General features: G+C 33.4%; 17 protein-coding genes and 1 tRNA gene. 5 read left to right on the top strand and 13 right to left on the bottom strand.

Annotated elements, in window-relative coordinates; all coding sequences use genetic code 11:
• The first annotated feature begins 566 nt into the window (after window positions 1–566).
• The 3 genes from B9N71_RS00355 to B9N71_RS00365 are packed head-to-tail and all read left to right on the top strand — an operon-like array spanning window position 567 to window position 1,807.
• A complete protein-coding gene (locus B9N71_RS00355) occupies window positions 567–890 on the top strand; it encodes a hypothetical protein (RefSeq protein WP_143421966.1) in 324 nt (107 codons plus the stop codon).
• A gap of 52 nt (window positions 891–942) precedes the next feature.
• Window positions 943–1,236, top strand: coding sequence for a hypothetical protein (locus B9N71_RS00360; RefSeq protein WP_065589874.1), 294 nt, complete (start codon window positions 943–945; stop codon window positions 1,234–1,236).
• Between the two features lie 19 nt (window positions 1,237–1,255).
• Window positions 1,256–1,807 carry a hypothetical protein gene (locus tag B9N71_RS00365; RefSeq protein WP_085163711.1) on the top strand — a complete coding sequence of 184 codons (552 nt, stop codon included), beginning with the start codon at window positions 1,256–1,258 and terminating at the stop codon, window positions 1,805–1,807.
• A 285-nt stretch (window positions 1,808–2,092) separates the two neighbouring features.
• On the opposite strand, the gene B9N71_RS00370 is transcribed toward B9N71_RS00365, so the two are convergent.
• Window positions 2,093–2,169, bottom strand: a tRNA-Pro gene (locus tag B9N71_RS00370).
• 72 nt (window positions 2,170–2,241) lie between these two features.
• Window positions 2,242–3,378, bottom strand: a complete 1,137-nt coding sequence (tgt, locus tag B9N71_RS00375; protein WP_065589872.1) for a tRNA guanosine(34) transglycosylase Tgt — start codon at window positions 3,376–3,378, stop codon at window positions 2,242–2,244.
• 137 nt (window positions 3,379–3,515) lie between these two features.
• Here tgt and B9N71_RS00380 point away from each other — a divergent pair, with 137 nt between their 5' ends.
• Complete coding sequence (locus tag B9N71_RS00380; RefSeq protein WP_085163712.1) at window positions 3,516–4,190, top strand: M48 family metalloprotease; 675 nt, start codon at window positions 3,516–3,518, stop codon at window positions 4,188–4,190.
• 78 nt (window positions 4,191–4,268) lie between these two features.
• Here the strand turns inward: B9N71_RS00380 and queA are convergent, their stop codons facing one another.
• Window positions 4,269–5,309 (bottom strand): tRNA preQ1(34) S-adenosylmethionine ribosyltransferase-isomerase QueA, encoded by a 1,041-nt coding sequence (gene queA / locus B9N71_RS00385; RefSeq protein WP_085163713.1) that lies wholly within the window; start codon window positions 5,307–5,309, stop codon window positions 4,269–4,271.
• Between the two features lie 152 nt (window positions 5,310–5,461).
• On the opposite strand from queA, the gene loiP reads away from it, so the two are divergent.
• Window positions 5,462–6,220, top strand: a complete 759-nt coding sequence (gene loiP / locus B9N71_RS00390) for a metalloprotease LoiP (protein ID WP_085163714.1) — start codon at window positions 5,462–5,464, stop codon at window positions 6,218–6,220.
• 80 nt (window positions 6,221–6,300) lie between these two features.
• Here the strand turns inward: loiP and B9N71_RS00395 are convergent, their stop codons facing one another.
• The 10 genes from B9N71_RS00395 to pitA all read right to left on the bottom strand — a co-directional run bounded on the left by B9N71_RS00395 (window position 6,301) and on the right by pitA (window position 17,203).
• Entirely contained in the window at window positions 6,301–6,753 is a 453-nt protein-coding gene (locus B9N71_RS00395; protein ID WP_065589868.1) for a hypothetical protein, read from the bottom strand.
• Between the two features lie 61 nt (window positions 6,754–6,814).
• Window positions 6,815–7,945, bottom strand: a complete 1,131-nt coding sequence (ribD, locus tag B9N71_RS00400) for a bifunctional diaminohydroxyphosphoribosylaminopyrimidine deaminase/5-amino-6-(5-phosphoribosylamino)uracil reductase RibD (RefSeq protein WP_085163715.1) — start codon at window positions 7,943–7,945, stop codon at window positions 6,815–6,817.
• Between the two features lie 8 nt (window positions 7,946–7,953).
• On the bottom strand, window positions 7,954–8,406 hold the full coding sequence (gene nrdR, locus B9N71_RS00405) for a transcriptional regulator NrdR (protein WP_034914085.1): 453 nt from the start codon (window positions 8,404–8,406) through the stop codon (window positions 7,954–7,956).
• 218 nt (window positions 8,407–8,624) lie between these two features.
• Window positions 8,625–9,914: a threonine synthase gene (gene thrC, locus B9N71_RS00410; RefSeq protein ID WP_085163716.1), complete on the bottom strand. Its 1,290-nt coding sequence runs from the start codon at window positions 9,912–9,914 to the stop codon at window positions 8,625–8,627.
• Window positions 9,915–10,024: 110 nt separating this feature from the next.
• Window positions 10,025–10,963, bottom strand: a complete 939-nt coding sequence (thrB, locus tag B9N71_RS00415; RefSeq protein ID WP_085163718.1) for a homoserine kinase — start codon at window positions 10,961–10,963, stop codon at window positions 10,025–10,027.
• Entirely contained in the window at window positions 10,964–13,420 is a 2,457-nt protein-coding gene (thrA, locus tag B9N71_RS00420; protein ID WP_085163719.1) for a bifunctional aspartate kinase/homoserine dehydrogenase I, read from the bottom strand.
• Between the two features lie 347 nt (window positions 13,421–13,767).
• Window positions 13,768–14,097 (bottom strand): hypothetical protein, encoded by a 330-nt coding sequence (locus B9N71_RS00425; RefSeq protein ID WP_085163720.1) that lies wholly within the window; start codon window positions 14,095–14,097, stop codon window positions 13,768–13,770.
• A gap of 138 nt (window positions 14,098–14,235) precedes the next feature.
• Window positions 14,236–14,991, bottom strand: a complete 756-nt coding sequence (locus B9N71_RS00430) for an SDR family oxidoreductase (protein WP_085163721.1) — start codon at window positions 14,989–14,991, stop codon at window positions 14,236–14,238.
• A 179-nt stretch (window positions 14,992–15,170) separates the two neighbouring features.
• Window positions 15,171–15,623, bottom strand: coding sequence for a universal stress protein UspA (gene uspA / locus B9N71_RS00435; protein ID WP_065589863.1), 453 nt, complete (start codon window positions 15,621–15,623; stop codon window positions 15,171–15,173).
• Window positions 15,624–15,688: 65 nt separating this feature from the next.
• Window positions 15,689–17,203, bottom strand: coding sequence for an inorganic phosphate transporter PitA (gene pitA / locus B9N71_RS00440; protein WP_065589862.1), 1,515 nt, complete (start codon window positions 17,201–17,203; stop codon window positions 15,689–15,691).
• Between the last annotated feature and the right edge of the window lie 47 nt (window positions 17,204–17,250).

Genomic DNA, 17,250 nt, shown 5'->3' on the forward strand with positions numbered 1-17,250 from the left:
TAAGTTTGGGGTATTTACAATAAAACCCGTTAATTTACCTAAATCCTCCTGCATTTTTATGCTGTTAGCCAGCTAGCTACCATTCTTCTTAGTTTTTGTTCATCCATTTTAAGTTGTTGCATTAGCTCTAGTATTTGGCTTGTTCTTTTTTAAATTATTTTTAATCTTTTTAGAAAGAAATACCACAACGCTAATTAAAATAAAATTAATAACAAAATCAAAAATGAACGTACCTGCCGATGTTAATATGCTTTTTTTGTAAATGGAAAAAATAAGAAAACTAACTAATGTAATTATCCACGTTATCCTTATTATTGAAAAACATTATATATCATTCGCCCATCCCATTGATTAATTAAAATATATAAATTAAACACGCAATTAACTTAACTTGTTACTTTTTAAAAATTTTTGAAAGATTATAACGATCAGTAAGGTTAATTGCGATAGATAAAAACTATTATAATATATTTTATTGATCTGCGAAACCGATCATAATACAATAGTCAATCTTTTTAACTCAACCTTTACTTTACTTTTAATAAATTTTTATAGATAAGGAGAAAATGATGCTTGGTAGAATTTTGAACGGTTATTATTCTGATCTTGACGGAGATTATTATATTACAACGAATCCTTTAGTTAGAGATGGTATAGCTTTGCTTTATTGGATTGGGTTTACTTTAATTATTTTTGATAAATTTTTGGGACTAGATAATCCTATTAAAGTTTTTATGGCACTTTACGATATGTTTCATAATTTAGGCGGTTTACAAGGGTTTGGGATTTTAATTATTTACTTTTTCTTTACTAGCTTTATTTTTGGTTGGCTTCCAAGCATGTTTACATTAAGAATTTTAAAAATTTTAGAAAACTTATCTGGTAAATAAATAACTATTTAAATAATGAGGCTTATTTGTGTTAATTACAAGGAATAAAATAATGAAAAAAATAATTAGTTTTGTGTGTGTTAGTGTTTTAGGTTTTGTTTTGGTGGGATGTGGTGATAAAAACACAATTATTTATGATTTAAAAACAGGTAAAGCAACAGCAAGTGGTTTTGATTCTCAAGCTCCAGATTTAACTGGAGTTGGTTATATGAAAATAATGAATGAGATTAGTAAAAATTGTAATCTTGATACTGTAACACTTGCTATAAATTTAAATACTGATGGTAAATACACAACAAAAGTATGTAAAAACGGCATTACTTACAAATTAATTAATGCTAAGTAAAAAAGAAAGGGGTTAAATAATGAAAAAAATAATTAGTTTTTTTTGTATTAGTGTTTTAAGCATGGTGTTGGTTGGTTGTGGTGATGATGAGTTTGTAAAATTTGCTAAAGAAGCAATAAAAGATCAAAAAGAATGGGCTATGCTTTATGATTTTAAAAATAACAAATTCTATCAGTATCATACTTATTCAATTCGTAAAAATCAAGAACCATCTTTTATAATTGATCGTGAATTGAAAAATTGCTCAGTTTCAAAAGAAGAAATAAATAAAGTAATATTATCTGACGATTCAATTAATTTAACTTGTGATTCATACTTTGTTGGTGATTTAAAAGTAAAAGTGAAAATTGTTGGTAAAAAATCATCATATGATCAAAATATTCTTGATAATGATTTTAATTATCTATTTAACTTTAACACTAACAAAGTATATTATAAAATTTCAGGTGATACAGATGAACAAATGAAAAAAAATGCAGAAAAAACAAAAAGCTCATGTCACTCAAAAGATAAAGAAATTTATGACGATTGCGGTCTCTTTAATTCAAGAGAGAAAATAATTGGTTTATAAGTAATAATAAAAAGAGGGGATTCCCTCTTTTTATAAAATTGTTGGGAGTTTTACCTTTTTATTTTGTATATGTTGTATATCTTCTTCTTTTTCAATTTTAAACTTATTTAATAAATACTCTTTTTCTTTCAAATTACATTTTTTAGTAATTTCACTTCTGCTAAAATATAAAAAATAACTTATTTTATAATAAGTTAGCTTTAATTTTTTATTTTTATTAAATAATGTAATTATGTTATTTTTTAAGGTATTAATGATGTTAAAAAAGGGTTTTGAAAGGAAAAATGGTCGGCGAGAGAGGATTCGAACCTCCGACCCACTGGTCCCAAACCAGTTGCGCTACCAAGCTGCGCTACTCGCCGTTGGAAGCGCATAATACTGCGCTTCCTAAAAAGTGTCAATACCTACGATAAAAATTTATATCTGCTATGTCTTTATTTCGATAAAGGTGCTGGTGTTTTACCAATTCGTTGATAAAATTCAATGACAAAATTTTCGTAACGTTTATTCGCAACAGCTTCACGAATTTCAGCCATTAAACGTTGATAATAACGTAAATTGTGGATGGTATTTAGTCGTGCACCTAAAATCTCACCACACTTATCTAAATGATGAAGATATGATTTAGTATAATTTTTGCAAGTATAACAATCACAATGAGGATCAAGCGGAGTAGTGTCGTCTTTATATTTTGCATTACGAATTTTAATTACACCATTTGTGACAAATAAGTGACCATTACGTGCATTACGGGTTGGCATCACACAGTCAAACATATCAATACCTCGACGTACACCTTCAACTAAATCTTCAGGTTTACCCACGCCCATTAGGTAACGAGGTTTATCGGCTGGTAATTGTGGGCAAGTACCCTCCAAAATGCGATGCATATCAGCTTTAGGCTCTCCAACAGCTAATCCACCAACAGCATAGCCATCAAAGCCTATTTCGGTCAATCCTTTAATTGAGATATCACGTAATTCTTGATGTATTCCGCCTTGCACAATACCAAAGAGTGCATTTTTGTTGCCTAATTCATCAAAACGCTTTCGGCTACGTTTAGCCCAACGTAAAGACATTTCCATTGATTTTTTGACATAATCCCAATCAGCAGGAAACGGGGCGCATTCATCAAAAATCATCACAATATCAGAACCAAGATCATATTGAATTTCCATTGAAACCTCAGGTGATAAGAAAATCGAATCACCATTAATCGGATTACGGAAATAGACACCTTCCTCTTTGATTTTGCGGATATCACCTAAACTAAAGACTTGAAACCCTCCCGAATCGGTCAAAATTGGGCCATGCCACTGCATAAAATCATGTAAATCACCATGTTTTCGCATGATTTCTTGTCCAGGCCTTAACCATAAATGGAATGTGTTGCCTAGTAATATTTGAGCTCCAGTTGCAGTAACCTCTTCAGGGGTCATACCTTTTACCGTGCCATAAGTACCAACAGGCATAAATGCTGGTGTTTCAACGGTATATTCAACTCCACGACGATCGAATTTCATACGTCCTCGACGAGCAAGCCCATCGGTATTGTCTAGTTCAAATTTCATTTTTTTGTTAACCTCTTGCGACCAAATAAACAGTTTGGCGCGAATTATTGTTATAATACGTCACCGTATCATTAATTTTCGGTGTTAGTTTATCGTGCTAGGCATCAATAAACAATATTTGAAAGGATTTAAGACATTTGAAGCATATTAATTTATTTTTAATATCATGTTTTTCAATTAGTTTATTAGTTGGTTGTCAAAACTTCAATAATGAAGTTGCGCTAATTATTACATCAGACAAAATTAAACATTTATCTGAACAAGACATCGAGGCTATTGGAGCACAAGCGTGTGCTGACTCAGATAAACGATCTGTTATTGCTAATGAAAGTAGTTGGCTTACCCAAAAACTTGAAAAACTAACTCAAACGTTGCCTAAAAAGATTAATGATATTGAAGTAAATTACAAAGTTTATTTAAATACTGATCCTAATGCATGGGCAACAGCTAATGGTTGTATTCGCATAAACAGTGGATTAATAAAATTATTAAACGATAATGAATTACAGGCAGTTTTAGCTCATGAACAAGCTCATATTGCTCTTAAGCATGCTATAAAATCATTTAAACTAGCCCCTTATGTTGGGATAACCAATAAAGAGGTAATAGTTCTTGTTAAAGAAGATATTGCTCAACAATATGAGTTTGAAGCCGACCATTATGCCTTGAAATTATTAATGAGCAGTAATATTAACCCAATCGGGCTTGTAACTATGTTAAAAAAAATGCCGATTCATTCAAAAACAAAAACATCGCATCCATCAAATACAAAACGTATTGAGCGTATTTTAGAGCAATTAGGCAATAAATAAGTATTTATATAGATAAGCTTAATATAGCCATAAAGTTTGAAATTAGCTTAATTAAATTGGATATTTATTTGATATTTATTAATATTTATTACTTTTCGCTGTAATAAACATAGCATCACCATAACTAAAAAATCGATAGTTTTCTTTAACAGCATGTTGGTAAGCTTTCATGGTGTTTTCATAACCAGCAAAGGCAGAAACAAGCATAATCAAAGTTGATTCAGGTAAATGAAAATTAGTTATGAGCGAATCAATGACCTTAAATTGATACCCCGGATAAATAAAAATTTGGGTATCGGCAAAAAAAGGAACTATTTTTCCTGTGTTTTGTGCTGCACTTTCTAAAGCTCGAACAGAAGTTGTTCCCACAGCGATAACTTTTTTGTTTCGTGCTTTACATGCTAACACCGCTTCCACAACAGTTTCTGGCACTTCAGCATATTCAGAGTGCATAATATGGTTTTCAATGTTTTCAACCCTAACTGGTTGGAATGTTCCTGCTCCAACGTGTAAAGTGACAAATGCCATTTCGACGCCTTTCTGTTTTAGTTTTTCTAATAAAGGTTTATCGAAATGAAGACCCGCCGTGGGTGCAGCAACGGCTCCTGGCACTTTACTATACACTGTTTGATAAACTTCACGATCTTGTTCATTATCTGGGCGATCAATATATGGCGGTAATGGAATATGACCTATCTTATTTAAAACACTAAGCACATCGTCAGGAAATTGCAATTCAAATAAAGCATCGTGGCGTGTTAGCATGGTAACCTTAATAGGGTCATTTTCACCTAATATTAGTTCAGCACCTGCTTTGGGTGATTTTGAAGCTCTAATATGCGCTAGAGCTCGGTTATTATCTAATATTCTTTCAATTAATATTTCAATTTTTCCACCTGAAGCTTTTTTTCCATATAAGCGAGCAGGAATAACTTTAGTATTGTTGAAAATAAGTAAATCACCCGGATTGATTTTATCGATAATATCAGTAAATACATTATCTTCAACTTTACCTGTATGGCTATCAAGAGATAAAAGTCGGCATGCACTTCTGTTTTTTGAAGGATGTTTGGCAATTAGTTCTTTAGGAAGATAAAAATCAAAATCGGATAGTTGCATAATCGTGTTCCTCAAAAATGAGGCATTAGTCTAAAGCCCGGATATTGTCTAATCAAGCAATTATTTGTTGATTATTATAAAAGTTACGTTAAAATTTAAATTGTCTAAAGAAATTAGGCATTTGACATTTATATTAATATAAGGAAAAGAGTATGAATAAACATCAAAAAACATTGTTAGTTGCACTACCTCTAGTTGCAGCAATGTCACTCGCTGGTTGTAAAAATATGAGCGCAGATGACTTAACTAGCCTTGGCATGAAAAGTTTGCAAGCTGCTACTCTAAGTGATAATGATGTTAAAGCATTAAGTCAACAATCATGTGCTGAAATGGATGCTCAATCAAGAATTGCTCCAGCAAAAAGCGCTTATACTAAACGATTAAATAAAATTGCAAAAACACTTGGTAATAATCTAAACGGTACACCAATCAACTATAAAGTATACATCACAAAAGATGTTAATGCATGGGCAATGGCTAATGGCTGTGTTCGTGTATATAGTGGTCTAATGGATATGATGACTGATAACGAAATTCAAGGTGTTTTAGGTCACGAATTAGGTCACGTAGCTTTAGGTCATAGTAAAAAAGCAATACAAGTTGCTTATGCAACTGAAATAGCACGTGATGCAGCAGCTGCTTCTGGTAATGCAAAAATTGCTTCTTTATCAAAATCTAGCTTAGGTGCGTTAGCATCAGCAGTGATTAATTCTCAATTTTCACAAAAACAAGAACAAGATGCGGATAACTATTCTTTCGATTTCTTAGTTAAGAAAAAAATTAATCCAGCAGGACTTGCATCTGCATTTGATAAATTAGGTGGTGGTGACTCTTCAATCTTAAGTAGCCATCCATCTTCAACAGATCGTGCAAACAACATTCGTAAAAAAATCGCTGAACTTAAAAAATAAGCACAGTAATTTTTAATCAAAAGCGCTATTAATGGCGCTTTTTTTATTTGTTACCAATAAAATAAAATTTGAAGACGAAGCTAAGATTTAAAAGTTTCAAGGCGATTATTGATAATACATTGATCTTTAACCATTTCAAATGAAACCAAAACCCCTTCCAAATTAATACCTAGAGTAATCAAAATGTTATCGAAAACATAATAGTAACGCATGTGCTCTTCATAGATATGATCTTTAAATCTATAATTATGATTAAACTGATTGGTTAACTCAAACGGCTGACCAATTTTAAAGTCAAAACCAAGAAAATCTAAAATTTGATTTGCTTTATCACATAAGAAAGTGTTGTCTATAACTTCATCAATTGATAATGCCTCAACATTATCCGAAATATAAAAAAAGAGAATTTGATAACCACAGACTTTTCCTATTCCTGAAATATCAGCATAACCGAAGTCTTCGATAATACGATACTCATCTAAATTAAAAAAAAGATCGATATCAAGTGTGGCGAATCTTGTTATTTGATACATACCGGCTAACTTACTATTAAATTTTTAGTTTTGAATGTTACTGAAAAAAGTTATTAACTGTTTACAAAGTTGCAAGTAATTTTCTTTTTAAAATAAGTCGAAGATCATCGCCCACCATAGCAATCGATTCAAATTGAAATTGTGGTGCTAATGAAAGCTTTTGCAGATTTGGCAATATACACATATCTAACGCATTATGACCAAGTAATTTTGGTGCATAATAAATAATTAATTCATCCACTAAATCTTGTTCTATTAGAGCTCCAGCCAGATGAGCACCAGCTTCAACCCAAACCGAATTTATTTGTTTTTCGGCTAATAATGCAAACAATTTAGATAAATCTATTTGTTTACAACTAGATGATTCTATAATTAATTTGGTATTTTGTTTTGCAATAAGGTTATCTTTTTTTCGTACTACCCATGTTTCACCTGGCTGATTGAAAATATTTTCAGTACCTGTTAGCTGATCTTGACTGTCAATAATTACACGAACAGGTTGCCGAATTTTTTCTGGAAGGTAGATTTTTTTTATTTCATCAGGTAATTCGTTATATCTAACTGTTAAACTTGCATTATCAGCTTGCACAGTCGCACGAGTACTTAAAATACAGCTTGCTTGAGCTCGGAACTGTTGCACATCTTCTCTTGCCTTATTTGATGTTATCCATTTGCTTTCACCAGATGCCATGGCAATTTTACCATCTAATGAGGCGGCTAGTTTAAGTTGAATATAAGGCAAACCTGTTCGCATGAGTTTTAAAAAGCCTTTATTAATAGCTTCTGCTTGCTCAGTTAAAACGCCAATGGTGACATCTATTCCTGCTTCTTTTAAGCGTTTAATACCATTACCTGCAACATTAGGGTTAGGATCTTGCATCGCAATTACTACACGAATGATGCCAGCTTTAATAAGCGCATCAGCACAAGGAGGTGTTCGACCAAAATGACTACAAGGCTCTAATGTCACATAAGCTGTTGCGCCGATTGCCTCACCACCAGCCATTTTTAGTGCATGAACTTCGGCATGAGGCTCACCAGCTTTTTGGTGATAACCTTTGCCAATTATTTGATCATCTTTAACAATGACACAGCCAACATTAGGATTTGGTGTTGTTGTAAAACGACCAAGCTTAGCCAAATCAATGGCTTGTTGCATATAGAAGTGATCTTTATTGCAAATTGCAGTCATATTGTTGATTATTTTTGTTGTAACTTAGCAATTTCATTACTAAATTGTTCGATATCGTCAAAACTAAAATAAACCGAAGCAAAACGAATATAAGCAATTTTATCTAGATTTTTAAGTTCTTCAATCACATAGTCACCAATTAATTTTGCTGGGACTTCACGTTCACCTGTTGCTCTTAGTTTAGATTTTATACGTGTAATCGCATCTTCAATGGCATCAAAACTCACTGGGCGTTTTTCAAGAGCCCTTTTCATACCATTGCGTAATTTATCTTCATTGAATGGTTCGCGAACTTTATTGCTTTTAATGACATTAGGCATAATTAATTCAGCAACTTCAAATGTAGTAAATCTTTCATTACATTCAACACATTGCCGTCTACGACGGACTTGAAATCCTTCACCGATAAGACGTGAATCAATCACCTTTGTATCATCTGCATTACAAAAAGGACAGTGCATAAATGTATCCTTATGGCAACAAAATAATCATTACAATATCTGAAAATTTTGATTTAAACAAGGGTCTAATTGTTATGACGTTAATCATTATACTAGAAAAATAGGTATGGTTTATTCACCTTAAATGTTAGTTTTATCATCGATAGTATTAAAATATATGATGATGAAGATTCACCAAACATTCAAAAATTAGCCACCTATTTGGTGGCATAAAATACTTACCAATTTAATTTAATGAGAAAATCTCTTAATTTAGCAAAATCATCAGGCATACAATGAGAAAGCAATGTCATATCAGCTCGCTCTGCTAACTCTTTAGGCAATGGAACTGATTTACCTAAAATATCTTCAACCACTTCTTTAAATTTAGCAGGATGTGCCGTACCTAAAAATAGTCCATATTCACCCTCTTGTAACTGATCACACAGTGCTCGATAAGCAATTGCACCATGAGGTTCAGATAAGTAACCTTTTTGATCAAGTTCACAAACAGTTTGCTTAGCAACTTCATCCGAAACAGTAGCATGACCGAGTGATTTAAGATCCCATCCCTCACGCTTATAAATCTCTTCGATACGTGGCCAGTTATTTGGTTGGCTTACATCCATTGCATTCGATAATGTTGCAATGGTTGCGTGAGGTTCCCACTTACCAGTTTCTAAATAACGAGGTACTGTATCATTGGCATTCGTTGCGGCAATAAAGCGTTTAATAGGTAATCCCATTGTTTTCGCAAGTAGACCTGCTGTTAAGTCACCAAAATTGCCACTCGGCACAGAAATAACCAGCTGTTCACGTTGGGTTGATGTGAGTTGTGCAAAAGCTTCAAAATAGTAACAGATTTGTGCTAATAATCGGCTAATATTAATTGAGTTAGCGGAGTTTAAACCGATTGTTTTTTTCAAATCTTCATCATCAAATGCTTTTTTAACTAAGGCTTGACACGCATCAAAGTCACTTTGAATAGCAATTGTATGTATATTATCACCTAAAGTACAAAATAACTTTTCTTGTAATGGACTAATTTTACCTTCTGGGTATAAAATCACGACGCGAATATTTGGTAAATGATAAAACGCATGAGCAACGGCCGCACCAGTATCGCCAGAAGTAGCAGTCAAAATAGTAATTTTTTTGTCAGCAGCGACTTGCACTAAAGCTTGCGCCATAAAGCGTCCACCAAAATCTTTAAATGCTAATGTTGGTCCATGATATAGTTCTAATGAACCAATGTCTGCTTCCACAGAAGTTACTGGAGCAGGGAATTGAAATGCATTTTTAACAAGTCTATGCATATCATCACAGCTAATCTCATCACCAATAAAAGCAGATAAGATCTTGGCACTTCGAGTAATAAAATCAAGTTTTAATAACGACTCAATTTCGGATGATGAAAATTTAGGTAATTGTTGAGGAAAGAATAAACCTTGCCCTCTTCCTAATCCTTGTTGAACTGCTTGTGCAAAGCTAACTTGCTGGGAATGATCTTTTAAGTTATATAATTTCATAATATTTTCCGGTTATCTTTATGCTGTAATATTTCACTCTTCGTAATATCAACTTGTTCAATAATAGTTGGCATTTTTGTTATATTTAACTCTACTTTTTATAGTAAACATTAAATAACTCTTGTTCCTTGAGTATCAATTTTACAAATATGAGTAAAACCTTCATCATTTTGCAAATAATATTTTTTAAGTAATAATTCAATTTGCTGAGCTGTTTCAAGTTTATCTGCAATCACAAATATTGTTGGCCCTGAACCTGAAATACCCGATGACAAAGCACCAAGTTGCTTAACCCGTTTTTGAGTTTCATCAAAATTAGGTAATAATTGTTTACGATAAGGCTCAGCAATATTATCAAAAAGCATTGTGGCAGCCAGCTTAGGTTGTTTGGTATAACAAGCATGCAAAAATCCCCCCACATAGCGACCATGTGCTACACCATCAGACCTTTGATATTGAGCAGGTAAAATTGCACGTGCTTCAGCCGTTGATACCTTTATTCCTGGATAAGCCATCACCCAATACCAATCATCAAAATGCGGAATCGACTCACTAATAATACCCATCTCATTAAGAATAAGTTGCATCCCACCTAAATAGCATGGCGCAACATTATCATAATGCACACTGCCCGAAATACGACCTTCAAGTTCTCCCATCATGGATAACATTTCAAATTCATTAAAAGGTTTATCAAAAAACTCATTTAATGCAACCAATGCACCAACTACTGAGCACGCACTTGAACCTAAACCAGAGCCAATTGGCATATTTTTTTCAAGAGTCATACTAACAGGTAAAGTTTTCCCCATTGCTTGACAAAATCGCTGCCAACATTGAAATACAATATTACATTTTGGATCACGTGGTAGCTTTTTGACAAATTGACCTTTGCTAGTAAGGGAAAATTCGTTAGCAGATTTAACAGTAATACAGTCACCAAGCATAGCGCCACTAATCGGGCTAATTGCTGCGCCCAATATATCAAAACCAACGCTAATATTAGCCATTGATGCAGGCGCATAAACAGTTAAAGATTTATGACTCATTTAACCTCCGATTTTACCTGATGTTGTACGTAAAATATCAGCAAAAACACCTGCTGCAGTAACATCATTACCAGCACCATAACCACGTAATACAAGAGGAATAGGTTGATAATAACGAGTATAAAAAGCTAAGGCATTTTCGCCATTTTTGACTTTATAAAGAGGATCTTCGCTATCGACAGCTTCAATTCTAACACTGCATTGATGGTTTTCTATGCTACCCACATAACGTAGAACTTTACCTTCTTTTGCTGCTTGTTCAGATTTTGCTTTAAACTGTGCATCTAACTGCGGTAATTTGGTCATGAAATCATCAATGCTATCTTGTGCATATTCAGGAGGTAATACGGATTCGACATTGATTTGATCCAATTCTAATTGTAAACCTGATTCTCTAGCTAAAATAAGTAACTTTCTAGCTACATCGGTTCCAGATAGATCGTCTCGAGGATCAGGTTCAGTAAAACCTTTCTCTTTAGCCAATTTAGTTGCTTCAGACAGTGACATGCCTTCGTCAAGTTTACCAAATATAAAAGAAAGCGATCCAGATAGAATTCCCGAAAACTTGATTAACTCATCACCTGCATTAAGTAGATTTTGAAGATTTTCAATTACCGGTAACCCTGCCCCTACATTGGTATCATATTGGAATTTACGCTTACTTTTTGCAGCTTCTTGGCGTAAGCGTAAATAGTAGGCCATTGAGCTGGTATTTGCTTTTTTATTTGGTGTAACGACATGAAAGCCATTAGCTAAAAAATCAGCGTATTTGTCAGATACTTCGCTACTAGAAGTACAATCAACGAGAATCGGATTAAGTAATCGATTAGATTTGGCAAACTCAATAATACTATCTAATGAATATTTAGTATCACTCTGTTTGATTTGATCACGCCAATTACTAAGATCAATACCGTCTCTATTGGTTATGCTGTGTTTAGAGTTAAACAAACCACATACTCGCAAATCAATCTGTTTGTTTTTAAGCCATTTCTGTTGACGTCCGATTTGGTCGACAAGCGCACCACCAACCCCACCAACACCAATAACAAAGACATCAAGCATTTTATCAGTACCAAATAACATCTGATGCGCAACACGAACGCCCATTACAGCAACATCATTATCAACTACAACTGAAATTGAGCGTTCAGATGAACCTTGTGCTATAGCAACAATATTAATATTAGCTCTGGCTAATGCTGTAAAGAAATTAGCTGATAAACCACGTAAGGTACGCATGCCATCGCCTACTACAGAGATAATAGCAAGCCTTTCAATCACCTCGATCGGTTCAAGTAATCCATCTTTTAATTCTAAGAAAAATTCATCACTTAAAGCTTCTTCTGCACGATAAAGTTCTGTTTGTGGCACACAAAAACTAATGCTGTATTCAGATGATGATTGAGTAATAAGTACAACTGAAATGCCAGCATAAGACATCGCAGAAAAAACACGTGCCGACATACCAACCATACCTTTTAATCCAGGACCTGAAACATTGATCATTGCCATGTTATTTAAATTGGTAATACCTTTTACAGGTGTGGTTGAGTCAACAATATTAGCACCAATTAATGTGCCTGGCGCATCAGGATTATTTGTATTTTTGATTAAACAAGGAATCTGAAATTGGGCAATAGGTAAAATAGTTCTTGGATGAAGTACTTTTGCTCCAAAATATGAAAGTTCCATCGCCTCTTGATAAGACATTGTTTTTAGTAATTTGGCATCTGGTACAATACGGGGATCACAAGTATAAACTCCATCAACATCGGTCCATATTTCACAGCTATTTGCTCTTAAACAAGCTGCTAATACGGCAGCAGAATAATCAGAACCATTTCGTCCAAGCACAACTAATTCACCTTTTTCATTACCAGCGGTAAAACCGGGCATTAGAATAAAATTGTCTTGTGGAATGTGCATTTCAGCAATTCGATGAGTCGATTCAGGTATATTAACAGTCGATTCTAAATAACCACCTTCTGCAATAAGCATAGCAACAGGATCTATTACCGTGATCGTATGGCCTCTTGCTTTGAGAAGTTCTTGCATAATAGCAATTGATAGCTTTTCTCCACGACAAATAATTGATGCATTGATACTATCAGGACATTGACCGAGTAAACGGATACCTTCAAGTAATTGCTTAACATGCTTTAATTCATTAAGAGCAAAATGCTTCATCTCTTCATAAGCAAAATTAGGGTGAGCTTTTGCAAGACCTGCTAATAGATCTGCAAATATCTTTTCAGCATCATAAATGTTACTTTTGATATCTTGCCCAGCAACCGTTTTTTCAACCATGGCTACTAAATGGTTGGTAATTTTAGCAGGTGCCGATAAAACAGTGGCGGTTTGCTCTTGTTTAGCATTATTTTCAATAATTTCTGCAACTCGCAAAAAGCGTTCTGCGTTAGCAACAGATGTTCCTCCAAATTTTAAAACTTTCATATCACACCTTACTTATTATCTTAGTTTATGCCCATTACTATCTATAATTATAGTTTTTAGAACTTATTTATAGGTATTAAAAATCTTGTAGTCTTATCATGCTAATTCTGTTTTTAATTTTTTTGCACAGGTTAACTACTTTATTTCCATGCAAAATAAAAACCCGCCTTTAAGGAGCGGGTTTTTTAATATTTATTGAAAAAATCAACCCGCCCTAGATCGCATAATAGTACCTAAGGTGTTAATAATTCCTGTCATACTAACTAAAATTATCATGATTTTTCCTAAGAAATATTTAATTAAACTAAAAACAAAACAGCCCGACATTTTCATGTCAGGCTATAATTTTAAAAAACCTTTTTACTATTTTCGTATTCATTAACAACATTATTCAATGCTTGATATATGCACTTTTCATCTTGTTTTTTTAATGCTTCATCTAAAATATTAAGATACGATAACATTAGCTTTTGATTATCTTCGGCAAATTGCGGCGATACTTCTTGATCTTCATATAACATAACATATGTACGAGCAAATCCAAAAATCAAAAAATAAACCGATGCATTTTTTGGATCTTCTTGAATTAATGTTCTCATTGCCTTTCTTAACTTTACATAACTATCAGTACCAGGCAAACTTGTCGCAAATGTTTTCGTTACTTCAGAAAATGTCATTGCCATAAACCTCAATCAAAATCACAAGAGGAAAGAATAACAACCCATTAGCATAAGTGCAAGTCTATTTTGTTTGCCAAACAAATTTTTTTAATTTTCGCTAAAAATCAGCAAAAAAACTTAATAATGGAAGTTATATTATTTAGCCTCTTTACAAACAGACAATCCTGCCGATGCTTGTGCAACAGGCATTATTTCAATTGAGTTAACATTAAAATGATTTGGTGTATTAATTAACCAAGACACAGTATTAGCTATATCTTCTGGAGTAATAAATTCAACACCTTGATAAACCTGTGCGGCTTTCTGGTTATCGCCATGAAAGCGAACATTTGAAAACTCTGTACCACCACATAATCCCGGTTCGATATTAGTAACTCTAACTTTTTTCCCTAATAAATCGGTACGCAAATTAGCACTAAATTGTTTAACAAAAGCTTTAGATGCACCATAAACATTTCCGCCTTTATAAGCATAAGTACCAGCCACAGATCCAAGATTAATAATATAACCAAAATTGCGCTCAACCATTTCTGGTAATATTTGTCGAGTTAGATTTACTAGCCCAATAATATTAGTTTCAATCATTGTTTCCCAATCGTTATAATCTGCTTCATAAGCAGGTTCTAAACCTAATGCTAGACCTGCATTATTTATTAAAATATCTATGGGCTTAAATTCATTTGGTAATTGCAATAAAATAGTATTTACTGCATCTTTTTTAGTTATATCTAATGGTAATGAAAGAAAATTAGCACCTAACTCATCTGCAATGTTTTGCAGTTTATCTGCACGTCTAGCTAAGCCTACAACTTTATAACCATCTGCTATAAGTTTACGGCAGATAGCTTGCCCAAATCCAGAGGATGCACCAGTAACCAAAGCTATATTCATATTAAATCCCCTTATAAACTAAGTTAAAATTGGAGTATATTTCGATAAACGACTATATGCACAAACAAAAAGTAGTAAATAAAATATACTGAAACACATAGTTACCTGAAAGTTTTTTACAAAAAACTATCTAATATCTATAAAAAACCCGCTAATTAAGCGGGTTGATATTTAATACTTCATTTAGCAGGTTCTTCTGCTGGTTCTTCATCTTTTAGCGGAACAATCAAGGTATCAATATGTGTATTATTGATAAGTTGACGAGCAGAAGACATCAACTTACTCCAAAAGTCTTGATGATGACCACACACTACAAGATCAGCGCCATATTCATGAATTGCTTCGATTAATACTTGGTCAAATTCACCATTCCCAGAAAGAGTATGAGCTATAGGATATCCCGCATCATTGGCTAGTTTATTTAATGCAATATGCGCATCTTCAGTAATTCGGTCTTTCATATCATTCATATTAATATCAACTAAACCAGTATAAAGATCAGAATAATTAATACCAACATGAATCAAAGATATTTGAGCATTATATGGCCTAGCCATAGAAACTGCTTTTTCGACAAGAACTTCACTTTCAGGTGATAAATCTACTGCAACTAATATGTGTTTATAAGCCATGATACATTACTCCTTCCAATTTAACGGTCAGATAAAACTACAAAATTGATACTCTCTTTTTACTACTAAATCAATTTTTGAGCAAGCCAAAAAAGTGACCCAGATAACAAAATTGAAATTGGAAGTGTTAAAATCCAAGTTAATGCAATATTTTTAATGGTCTTACTTTGAACGCCACCACCATCAACAATCATTGTACCTGCCACAGATGAAGAAAGAACTTGAGTTGTTGATACAGGCATACCAGTATAACTTGCAATCCCAATTGATAAAGCCGTAGTGATTTGTGCCGACACGCCCTGTGCGTAAGTCATCCCTTTTTTACCAATTTTTTCACCAATAGTAATAGCTACACGACGCCATCCTATCATTGTTCCAATTGCTAGTGCTGAAGCTACCGAAATAATGATCCAAATCGGCGCATATTCAACAGTTTTAAGTAAATCGTTATTCAAAGATTTCAGATATTGTTTTTCCTCTGCTGTTACATTAGCTTGTTTAGCAACATGCGAAACAGTATCCGATAAACATAATAATATGCGTCTAGCTTGTGAACGTTGTTCAACAGTGAGTGATTCATAATTATTCATTTTATTAAATAAATTATGAGCAATACCCAGTGTGATAAATGAATGTGAATAGTCACAATGATACTTATTCAAATCGCCTTCTGGAATACTTGTGTCTAATGCAGGTTGTTTACCTATTATCGTAGTTAGATCATCATTGTGAGTAACAAAGTACTCCTGAATATTATCAATAGCATTACGAGTGTTAGTAATATCATAGGTAGACGCATTCATATTAACAATAAAGCCAGCAGGAGCAATACCCATCAATACTAACATTAATAAACCAATACCTTTTTGTCCATCATTAGCACCATGAGAAAAACTCACACCTGCAGCAGAAATAATAAGCATTATTCGGATCCAAAAAGGTGGCTTTTTCTTACCATAAAGTTTTTCTCGCTGCTCTGGAGTCATAAAGATGCGTTCTCTTTTTTTACTACTTTTTTTACTTTGCCCTTTACGTGTCCAATACTTACGCAGACAAAAAATCATTAACCCAGCAATAACAAGACCAACTATTGGTGAAACAATCAAGGATAAAAAGATTTGAATCATCTTAGGAATATTAAGCGCATCAATAATTGATGTATCCATAACCAATGCATTTGCAAGTGCTACGCCAATAATAGAACCAATTAAAGTATGTGAACTTGATGCAGGAATACCAACAAACCAAGTACCTAAATTCCAAATGATTGCTGCAAATAAAATAGAAAATACCATAGCAAGCCCATGAGTAGAACTTACATTAAGTAATAAATCAGTTGGTAACAAATGCACAATGGCATAAGCCACACTAAGCCCACCAAGTAGTACGCCAAAGAAATTAAATACTCCGGCCATAAAAACGGCAAGTTGTTCTTTCAATGCCCTTGTATAAATAACAGTGGCAACAGCATTAGCAGTATCATGAAATCCATTAATAGCCTCATAAAAGAGTACAAAAAGTAAAGCTAAGACTAATAATATAATGGTTGAAAATTCTAAATCAGCAAATAGATGAAACATAATATATCTTTCTGTTGTTAATTAGCGCCACTATTATCCTTGAGAAT

This window comes from Gilliamella bombi (assembly GCF_900103255.1).
GTDB lineage: Bacteria > Pseudomonadota > Gammaproteobacteria > Enterobacterales > Orbaceae > Gilliamella > Gilliamella bombi.